The 9,406-nt window shown below is 69.1% G+C and carries 9 protein-coding genes; 6 read left to right on the forward strand and 3 right to left on the reverse strand.

All coding sequences use genetic code 11. The features are described from left to right. Positions 1-103 precede the first annotated feature (103 nt). On the forward strand, positions 104-1,282 hold the full coding sequence (locus ACIP9H_RS42040; RefSeq protein ID WP_401964225.1) for a helix-turn-helix domain-containing protein: 1,179 nt from the start codon (positions 104-106) through the stop codon (positions 1,280-1,282). Positions 1,283-2,107: 825 nt separating this feature from the next. Here ACIP9H_RS42040 and ACIP9H_RS42045 read toward each other — a convergent pair. Continuing rightward, on the reverse strand, positions 2,108-2,764 hold the full coding sequence (locus tag ACIP9H_RS42045; protein ID WP_401582348.1) for a GntR family transcriptional regulator: 657 nt from the start codon (positions 2,762-2,764) through the stop codon (positions 2,108-2,110). A gap of 209 nt (positions 2,765-2,973) precedes the next feature. On the opposite strand from ACIP9H_RS42045, the gene ACIP9H_RS42050 reads away from it, so the two are divergent. From ACIP9H_RS42050 to ACIP9H_RS42070, 5 genes are all read left to right on the forward strand, one after another. After that, positions 2,974-3,303 (forward strand): hypothetical protein, encoded by a 330-nt coding sequence (locus ACIP9H_RS42050; RefSeq protein WP_401582351.1) that lies wholly within the window; start codon positions 2,974-2,976, stop codon positions 3,301-3,303. Next, positions 3,303-4,667, forward strand: coding sequence for an FtsK/SpoIIIE domain-containing protein (locus ACIP9H_RS42055; protein ID WP_401582353.1), 1,365 nt, complete (start codon positions 3,303-3,305; stop codon positions 4,665-4,667). The genes ACIP9H_RS42050 and ACIP9H_RS42055 overlap by 1 nt, the downstream gene beginning before the upstream one ends. A gap of 166 nt (positions 4,668-4,833) precedes the next feature. Continuing rightward, entirely contained in the window at positions 4,834-6,219 is a 1,386-nt protein-coding gene (locus ACIP9H_RS42060; protein ID WP_401582356.1) for a replication initiator, read from the forward strand. Continuing rightward, the gene (locus ACIP9H_RS42065; RefSeq protein ID WP_401582358.1) at positions 6,212-6,394 is read left to right on the forward strand and encodes a helix-turn-helix domain-containing protein; all 183 of its coding nucleotides are present in this window, start codon (positions 6,212-6,214) and stop codon (positions 6,392-6,394) included. Before ACIP9H_RS42060 ends, ACIP9H_RS42065 begins: the two co-directional genes overlap by 8 nt. Further along, the gene (locus tag ACIP9H_RS42070; protein WP_401582360.1) at positions 6,394-7,698 is read left to right on the forward strand and encodes a tyrosine-type recombinase/integrase; all 1,305 of its coding nucleotides are present in this window, start codon (positions 6,394-6,396) and stop codon (positions 7,696-7,698) included. The genes ACIP9H_RS42065 and ACIP9H_RS42070 overlap by 1 nt, the downstream gene beginning before the upstream one ends. A 194-nt stretch (positions 7,699-7,892) precedes the next feature. On the opposite strand, the gene ACIP9H_RS42075 is transcribed toward ACIP9H_RS42070, so the two are convergent. Further along, the gene (locus ACIP9H_RS42075; RefSeq protein ID WP_401582361.1) at positions 7,893-8,504 is read right to left on the reverse strand and encodes a hypothetical protein; all 612 of its coding nucleotides are present in this window, start codon (positions 8,502-8,504) and stop codon (positions 7,893-7,895) included. Between the two features lie 6 nt (positions 8,505-8,510). After that, a partial coding sequence (locus ACIP9H_RS42080) for a polymorphic toxin-type HINT domain-containing protein (protein WP_401964228.1) occupies positions 8,511-9,406 on the reverse strand: 896 nt, incomplete at its 5' end.

Genomic DNA, 9,406 nt, shown 5'->3' on the forward strand with positions numbered 1-9,406 from the left:
GACCAGGCAGCGGCCGAACCGGTGAACCTGAAATCACGTCAACCCGCCCTGACCAGCTAGTCAGCCACTCCCGCACAGCGGGGGAACCTCAGTCGGGGATCTGGTGCGTAGGCTGCGCCTGGCGCGCGGTTGGAGTCAGCGGCGGCTCGCCGAGGCGCTGGCCGTTGCCGCTCCCTCGCGTGTTCCGCCGACGCGCAACGACGTGTCCCGCTGGGAGATCGGCACCCGCTCTCCCCGTGAGTGGCTGCCCTTCCTTGCCCGGGTGCTGGAGGTTCCCCGGGAGATGCTGGAGGCGGCGAAGGCAGTCCCGCCTCCGGAATCCGCGCCGCATTTCGTTTCCGTGGCAGACTTCCTGCCCGAGGGCGACCCGCTGGCCCCGCTGACCGCGCGTGCGGGGCGCCGGATCGGGGCCGGGCAGGTGGCCGACCTGGCCCATCGGGTCCACGGTCTGCGGCTGGCCGACGACGTGGTGTACGGCAAGGACCTGATCGGCCCGGCCCTGCGGGAGTTGCGGGCCGCAGTGCAGCTGTACCGGGAGGGCACCCACACCGAGGAGGTAGGGCGCGAACTCCTGCGGGCCATCGGTGAGTTGGCGCAGATCGCCGGGTGGGTGGCCTCGGATGCGGGCGAGCACGCCGAGGCTGAGCGGACCTACCGGCTCGGGATGAGCGCTGCCCGTGCGGCGGGAGACGGGGTGCTGTCCGGGAACGTGGCGGGCTCGCTGGCCTACCAGTGGAGCAACACCGGCCGCACCACGGACGCGGTGGCCCTGGCCCGCGCCGCACTGGAGGACGCCGGTCCGGACGCCCCGCCCAGGGCACGCGCGCTGTACCTGGACCGGGTGGCCTGGGCACACACCCGCGCCGGACAGGACCGCGAGGCAATGGCCACTCTCGGGGAGGCGGGCGAGGCCCTGGCGGGGGACTCGGCCGGTACCGAATCGCCGTCGTACCTGTACTGGGTGGATGCCGGGGAGCTGCGGGTCATGGAGGCCCGCGTCTACACCGAACTGCGCCGCCCGCTGCGCGCCGTACCCCTGCTGACCGAGGTACTCGGCCGCTACGACGCCAGCCACGCCCGCGAGTTGGCGCTGTACCTATCCTGGCTGGCCGTAGCCTATGCCGACGCCAACGAGCCCGAAACCGCAGCCGGGAAAGCGAGCCGCATGCTCGCCCTCGGACAGAGCGGCAGTCAGCGGACAGCCGAGCGCACCCGGATCGTCCTGGACCGCCTGGAGGCCTTCCGCGACGTGCCCGAGGTCGCCGAACTGCTCGCGTCCTGACCGTATCCGGTGCGCCTGGCGTGCAAGGGTCCGTCCCACTGGCCAGAGCCGCTGCCCGCGGCAGACTCCGGGCCTGAGCGGGGGTGGGTCCCTCGTCGGTCGGGCAGCTTCGCCGGACCAGGGTTCTCCGGGGGCCGCCAAGGCTCACACCGTGACGCTCGCGCTTGGCCTTGGCGGCCCCCGGGGGTTCCTGGTACGCCTCCGGTGACCGGCCGACGAGGGATTCACCCCCGCGACCCGCCACTCTCAACCACGACGAACCCGCGCCTGGGGCTCGACCCTCCGGCCCCTCGGAGGGAGGGCAAGTCTGTCAGCTCTGGCCCCGGCCCCAGGCCGAGGTGCTGCCGCCCGGCATCTCCGCCCGGGGCGAGCCGTCCGCCAACCTTGGGCAGCGAGCAGGCGACAGCGGCCCCACTGTGGGCATCACGGCGACCATCAGCGCCGTAGGTGATCCCGCGTCAGGACGGTTACACCGGGGGCCTCTGGTCTCCCGATCACGTCTTTCTGCGCGGCATGGCCGGGGTGGGCAAGCGGGGCGGCGACGTAGCGGCCGGCCCCGGCCCGGCCGCGCGCGACCCGCGCAAGCGGGTCGCCTTGATCTCGTAGAGAAACTTTGGACGCAACTCCATTACCGCTGCGCCCGACGGGACTTCGAACCGCCCGACCCATGCCGCCGACCGCCGAGCACACTGCCCACGGGCAGGCACACGGCACAGCCCAGGCGGAAGATCACCGGCCCTGCCCTGCCGGGATGGCGCCCGGGACTGCGGCTGACAGGGCAACTACGGTCCTTGACCTCGCTGTTCGAGAGGCGGTGCGGGATATTCAGCCGGTCTTGCGGCCGGGGGCCTTCCGGGTCTTGCTGGCTTCGAGGGTCTCGACGCGCTCGCGAAGTTCCGCGATCTGTTCCAGGGCCCCGGTGAGTGCGCCTTCCAGGGCCTCGACGCGCGACCGTGTGGCAGCGTCGCCGCCGGCACCTTCCGGTGGGGATGTGCGCTGGGCGAGCAGGGCGGTCATCTTCGGGTGGTGGGCGTGCTGGACGTGGATGTCCAGGCTGCGGCCGGTCTCGTCCGGGGTGAGCCACTGCTGCTGGGCCAGCAGGGTCAGGGCGGTGTCGATCACGGTGAGCGAGGTGCCGAACTGTTCGGCGAGGGTTTCGCGGGACGGGAGGAGGCTGCCGGGGGTGAGCGTGCCGGTGCGGATCTGCTGTTCCAGTGCGGTGGCGACCGTGCGGAAGGCGTCCTCGGTGTCCTTCTTCTGGGAGACGAAGGCCCCTTTGCCGGGGCGGGAGACGGCCCAGCCCTCCTCGCGGAGCAGGGACATGGCTTTCTGCACGGTGAGGCTGGAGGCGCCGTACTGCTTCATGAGCTGGCTCTGCGAGGGCAGCGGTGCCCCCGGGGACAGGGCCGCTTCGCGGATCTGCTGTCTGAGGTCTTCGGCGATGCGCTCGTAGTTCAGCAGGGTGCCGTCGGGCTGCGACACGGCTCCACCTCCACACTCTCTCGATCGCTCTCACGGGTTCCAGGCTCCGGGGTCTCGGGGCCGATCCGGTCAGGGTACCGGCGGTGTGGATGGGGTGGGAACCGATGAGATAGGGATGGGCATGGATGGGGTCGGATGGGGTGTGCTACTGTTCCCGAACCCGACCACCCCGGCGGGCACACCAACCCCCTCCCACCAGGAGTCCACCCATGCGTTCTCTTCCGATCGACACCACCGCCATGCACGCCATGCTCGGCACCCTGCGCCCCAAGGTGAAGGACTTCGCCACCGGCGAGATCGCCACCGACAAGGACACCGGCGCCCCGCTCGTGGTCGCCGACGTCATGGTCGTCCTCGACGGCCGCGCCGAAATGCTCCAGGTCACCGTCCCGGAGACCGGTATCACCAAGGGCATCAAGCCCGGCGCGACCATCACGTTCACCGCCCTGACCGCCTCGGCCTGGGAGAACACCTTCAACGGGCAGATGCGCCACGGGATCGCCTTCCGCGCCACCGCCCTCACCGCGAAGGCCGCCTGATGACCACCCTTCACGCCCTCCCGAATCCGGCGGCCGTGATGTGGTGGCTCCTCATACCCCTGGCGGCCCTGATCACCGGGCGGGTGCTGTTCACCGGCGTCCGCTGGATACGGGCCGACACCGAGACCCGCGTCAGCCTCCGGCAGGCCCGCCGTATCCGCCGCACCTGGCGCAGGCTCGCCCCCATGGCCGAACTCGCGGTCAAGGACCCCACTCCCACCCAGCTCCAGCAACTCCACAGCGACGGAACCCCGGCTCCGGCCAAGGTCCGCATCCCGCGCATCACGACCCGCGCGGACACCTTCGGCGTCACCGTCACCGCCACCGCACTGCCCCGCGTCGGACTGGAAGCCTGGCAGGACGCCGCCGACGACCTGTGCAACGGCTGGGGCATGCACCGGGTCAAGGTCACCCAGCCCCGGCCCGGCACCATCACCGCCCGGGGATTCCGCCGCGAACCCCTCGACACCCTCATCCCCTCACCCCTGCTCCACCACGACGGCACCCTCGCCCCCGCCCCCGGCACCCTCACCTCCGGTGATGATGTGCTGCTCGGGTGGGACGAGGACGGCACACCCGTCAAGGCCAATCTCGCCACCGGCGCGCACGGCCTCATCGCCGGAGTCACCCGCTCCGGCAAATCGATCACCGTCAACACCCTCCTGGCGTCCGCATCGTTGATGCGCGACGTCCGCCTGGTGGTGATCGACCCCAACCTCGCCGCCGCCGCACCCTGGTGGCGCACCGCACACCAGGTTTGCTCGGCCACTCACCCCGACGAGGCCACTGAAATCCTGGCTGAGGTGCGGGCAGAGATGCGGCGGCGCGAGGCACTGTTCTGGTCCGCGCGCACCGACCGGATCACCGCCTTCAGTAAGGACCTGCCTCTGCTGCTGGTGGTCATCGACGAGGTCGCCAACTACACCCGCCACGCCGACCGCAAGGCCCGTGAGCGGTTCGAGGCCGAGTTGCTGGCCATCGCCAGCCAGGGCGCGAAGTTCGGTGTGCGGCTCTGGCTGATCACCCAGAAGCCCTCCGCCGACGTGCTCTCGACCGCGATGCGTACCAACCTCTCCGCGCGGATCTGCCACCGCGTCGACACCGTCGAAGACTTCCTCCATCTCTTCCCCGACGGACGCGACCTGGAAGTCACCGCCGCCGACCGTGAACTCCCCGCCGGTGTCGCCATCGCCGCCATCGGCGCCATGCGCACCCCGGTACGGATGCGCTCGGTCTACCTGCCCACCGAAGCCTGCTGGCAGATCAGCGAAACCCTCTGCCACGCAGGCCACCAAATCCGCAACCTCCCCACCAGCACCAGCCCCGCCACGGGCGGCGCGGGCCTCGGTAAGGCCACCGGCTGATGCCCCCGCTCCATACACCCCCGGTGAGCAGATCCCGGCGGGATGCGCCCCGCACCAGCAGCCCCACCCCCGGCAGGGGCGCCACCACCCGGTCCTGCCCCTGCCGGGGTCCCCCACCCACCCCTCGACGGCACCCCGCGCGCCGTCCGCCGAGAGGCCATGCCCCATGCCCACCAACCCCCAGCAGCAGCCCGATTCTCTGCCCGGCGCCTTCGCCCCCGGACTGCGACCCGGCGACCTGGAAAAGCTCGCCATCGGCGGACACCTGCCCGGAATCGTCCGCCAGTTGACGACGCTCGGCGGATGCGCCCGACCGATACGCCTGGACGGCTACCGCACCGAGGTCGACTCCGCCACCGGGCTGATCCTGCGCCACCTCGACTCCCGCGAAATGCCCGCCGGCTGCCTCCTGGTCCGCTGCGGCAACCGCCGCACCACCCGCTGCCCCTCCTGCGCCGAGATCTACCGCCACGACACCTACCAGCTCATCGCCGCCGGACTACGCGGCGGCAAAACCGTCCCCACCACCATCACCCAGCATCCCCGCGTCTTCGCGACCTTCACCGCCCCCTCCTTCGGCCCCGTCCACAACCGCCCCAGCGGTGAAACGAAGCGGGATCGGCGGTGCCGCTGCGGACGCACCCACGCCGAGGGCGACCCGCTGCTCGGCTCACCACTGGACCCCGACCGCTACGACTACCGGGGCGCGGTGCTGTGGAACGCCCACGCCCCGGCCCTGTGGTCCCGCTTCATGCTCCACATGCGCCGCGCCATCGCCAGGGCTGCCGGGCTCACCCAGCGCAGCCTGTCCTCCGCCGCGAAAATCTCCTACGCCAAAGTCGCCGAATACCAGCGGCGCGGCCTGGTCCACTTCCACGCCGTCATCCGCCTCGACGGACCCGACGGCAGCGCGACACCCCCGCCCGCCTGGGCTTCGACCGAACTCCTCACCGATGCCATCCACACCGCAGCCACCCGAACCCGCGTGGCCGGACCGGAACTCGACGGCGCCACCTGGTCCTTCGCCTTCGGTACACAGCTCGACGTGCGTCCCATCCGCAGCGGCGACTTCCAGGCGGGCACCCCGGTCACCGAGCGGGCCGTGGCCGCCTACATCGCCAAATACGCCACCAAGGGAGCCGAAGGCGCCACCGGCACCCTCGACCGGCGCCTGCGCCTGATCGGCGAACTCCACGCATTCGACATACCCCCGCACGCCGAACGCATGATCCGCACCGCCTGGGACCTCGGCGCACGCCGCGACCTCGCGGACCTCAAGCTCCGGGCCTGGGCGCACATGCTCGGCTTCCGGGGCCACTTCTCCACCAAAACCCGCCAGTACTCCACCACCCTCGCCGAACTCCGCCAAGCCCGCGCCGACTACCAACGCACCCAGACCGGAGCCCCGACCACCGGTCCGGACGCAGAGTCGACGCTGACCCTCACGCACTGGGCCTTCTCCGGCATCGGCCTCACCCCCGAACTCGCCCGCCTCGCCACCGCCCTGACACCACCGCCCGGACCTCGGGCACCGGCGGCCACCCATGGCTGACGACGAACTCCTCACCGTCCCCGAAGTCATGGCCCGCCTCAAGATCAGCCGCTCCACCGTCTACGACCTCATCCGCACCCGCCAACTCCCCTCCCTCACTATCGGCCGCGCCCGCCGCATCCCCACCCACGCCCTCACCACCTACCTCCACCACCTCGAACAGGAAGCCGCCTGATGACCACCCCGAACCCCGCCTCCCGCCGCACCCGCGCCAACGGCGACGGCACCATCTACCAACGCAAAGACGGCCGCTGGGAAGCCGCCGGATACGTCCTCGCCGCCGGCGGCACCCGCAAACGCATCCGCGTCTACGGCACCACCCGCAAGGAAGCCGCCGACAAACTCACCGAAGCTGTGGCCGTCAGCAACCGCGGTCTGCCCACCCGCATCAGCGACACCACCGTGGCCCAGTACCTCACCTACTGGCTCGACACCATCGCCGTCCACCGCCTGCGCGCCACCACGCACGCCCGCTACACCACCGTCGCCCGCCTCCACTTGCTCCCCGCGCTCGGCCCCAAGAAGCTCCACCGGCTCACCATCGCCGACGTACGCGGCTGGCTGCACCAGCTCCGCGCCGCCTGCCAGTGCTGCACACGCGGCACCGACGCCGCCCGACACCCCGACCCCAAACACCCCAACCAGCGGCCCCGCTGCTGCGCGATCGGCCAGTGCTGCGGCAAACGCCTCTCCCCCCGCACCCTGCAGTACGTCCACGCCGTCCTCAACTCCGCACTCCAGCAAGCCGTCCGAGACGAACGCGTCGAACGCAACGTCGCCCGCCAAGTCCAAGTCGGACAGATACGCCACCGCCGCTTCGAACCCCTCACCGCCACCGAAGCCCGCCGCTTCCTCCAGGCAGCACGAACCGACCGGCTCCACGCCCTGTTCGAACTCGCCCTCCGCACCGGCCTACGACGCGGTGAACTCCTCGGCCTGACCTGGCACGACCTCGACACCGAAGGCCGCACCCTGAACATCCGCCGCACCCTCCAGAACGCCCCCAACGGCGGCACCGCCCTCTACCCCACCAAAACCCGCGCCGCCGAACGCCGCATCGCCCTCCCCACCGCCTGCCTCACCGCCCTCGCCCAGCACCGCCAGACACAGGACACCGAACGCCAAACCGCCGGAGACAGGTGGGAAGAGCGAAACCTGATCTTCACCACGCCCAGCGGCAACCCGCTCGACCCCGGCGGTGTCACCCAGCACTTCCGCACCCTCCTCGGCCACGCCGGACTCCGCCGAACCCGTTTCCACGACCTGCGCCACACCTGCGCCACCCTGCTCCTCGAACAGGGCGTCGAACTGGTCACCATCAAAGAACTCCTCGGCCACGCCCACATCGCCGTCACCGCCGAGGTCTACGCCCACGTCCGACTCCGCCTCCAACACCAAGCCATCGACCGCCTCGGAGACGCTCTCCGCGAACCCGCCGAAAGCGATAATCCGCCCCTTACCAAAGCGCCCGTCGGCTGACCGACAGCCCCGGAGGACCGGAGCCCCGACCGAGACTGCCTCGGTCGGGGCTTCTTCGTCCGCTGACGTTGCCGTCAGCGTTGCCGTCAAACACCACAGGAGCCCCACCGAAGGATCGCTTCGGCGGGGCTCCTATTTCCTGCGAGGCGCAACTCACGGGGAGAGACCATACGGTCGCATCCCTTTATTATCGATTAGATCGCGATATCGAATCCCAGCGCACTCGAGTATCGACTCGCCCACCCCTTGGCTGACGCCAGAACGTCCATAGCTCTACCATTTGCCAGGCGAATCGGTCCCTCTTTTAGCTGTCCCTGGATTCGGGACTCCAAGTCGGAGTCACCAATATCACGAGCCAACACCAGAGCCTGCACCAGGCGAGCCGGATAATTAGCGACGGGAAGCCATGAATAAAGGTTCCCTCGGCGCACATCCTCGGACGACGACAGCAATTCACACAGGTCGGTCCGGTCGGCTACGAACTGAACTGCTCGACCCAGTCCCTCCCGAAGAAACTCCTCCAGCAAGCTGTCGGCTGCCTGTGGCCATGGCATCTCGTTACTCGAACTGCGAATTGGAACGGACATGCGCCCGTACTTCTCCAGGGCCGAGCCGAACTTGGCATCGCCCACGTTCATGTGCCAGACCAGCAACCCTGCAGCATCCTTGGAGAGCCACCCGAGGTACGCCAGCCCTTCGGACTCCCAGCGCGCCTCACCCTTTCGCGACACATCAGCATCGGAAGAGACAACGCCGAGCTCCATGGCCGAACGCAGCACGGCCGTCGCGGTCAGCAGCTTAGCCATCCAACATCACCACTTTGTCCATCTGCGAGCCCCATTGGGCACCCGCACGAGGTCGAATGCTATCCCATCCGGCGTGTCACGATACGTCCACAGCTCACCGTAATCAACACCCATCTCATTCATGTAGCGTCGCAGTTGCCGAGTTCCGGCCTTAATGCCGCTCTTAGTGTTCGGCTTGAGCTCCACAGGGAAACCGTCTGCAGTGAATCCGTCAGGGATATTTCCTGGCGAGATTTGACTGCCACGCGAATATCCAAGAGAGTCCAAATGCTCTCCCCATTCGGGCCCATTATGAACCTGCGTCCCACGCGCGGCGGCTGCACTATTACCTGATTGGAGATTCGCCGGGCACGTTCCGCCGGAATTATGAACGAGGACGGGCGTGCCGCCCGCGAGTACATAGTACGTGTGGAGGTCGGCAACGGTGAGGTTGTAGGCGGCCTGGAGCCTGTGGAAGTGCTTGACCCTGGTGATGCGGAGTTCACGGCCCTGGTCAGTGCGCAGGGTCATGCCCGGGGCAAGGTTGCCGGCGTCGATCCAGTCGTGTTCGCTGGGTGACCACATGGGGTGGTGGTCGGTCGCAGTAAGTACGCTCTCGCCACCCCCCGTAGCATTGTTCAGGGTGATGGTGGTGAAGTCGGTGTCATCCGGGGTGAGGATTGTGGCGGTGACCGACTTGGGGGTTGTCTTGCCGCTTTCGGGATCTGTGGCGAGAACCTCGTCACCGAGCTCAAGGTCTTCTATGGGTTTGGTGCTGCCATCGGCGGCGAGTACTTCCGTGCCAGCGGGGAAGCTGTTTTTGCATGGACTGAGGAGTTTTGCGGCGAGTTTTGTGGCGCCCTTCTCCATGAGCTTTGCCGCGCCAAAGCTCATGACGCCTTCGGCTGCTCCTGTGGCGCCGC

It is taken from the genome of Streptomyces sp. NPDC088732 (assembly GCF_044751205.1).
In the GTDB taxonomy this organism is placed as follows: domain Bacteria; phylum Actinomycetota; class Actinomycetes; order Streptomycetales; family Streptomycetaceae; genus Actinacidiphila.

Excerpts from the sequence above, each read along its gene's own strand:
- ACIP9H_RS42050 (WP_401582351.1), top strand. The coding sequence starts at position 2,974 with ATGCGTTCTCTTCCGATCGACACCACCGCCATGCACGCCATGCTCGGC.
- ACIP9H_RS42055 (WP_401582353.1), top strand. The coding sequence starts at position 3,303 with ATGACCACCCTTCACGCCCTCCCGAATCCGGCGGCCGTGATGTGGTGG.
- ACIP9H_RS42060 (WP_401582356.1), top strand. The coding sequence starts at position 4,834 with ATGCCCACCAACCCCCAGCAGCAGCCCGATTCTCTGCCCGGCGCCTTC.
- ACIP9H_RS42065 (WP_401582358.1), top strand. The coding sequence starts at position 6,212 with ATGGCTGACGACGAACTCCTCACCGTCCCCGAAGTCATGGCCCGCCTC.
- ACIP9H_RS42070 (WP_401582360.1), top strand. The coding sequence starts at position 6,394 with ATGACCACCCCGAACCCCGCCTCCCGCCGCACCCGCGCCAACGGCGAC.
- ACIP9H_RS42075 (WP_401582361.1), bottom strand. The coding sequence starts at position 8,504 with ATGGCTAAGCTGCTGACCGCGACGGCCGTGCTGCGTTCGGCCATGGAG.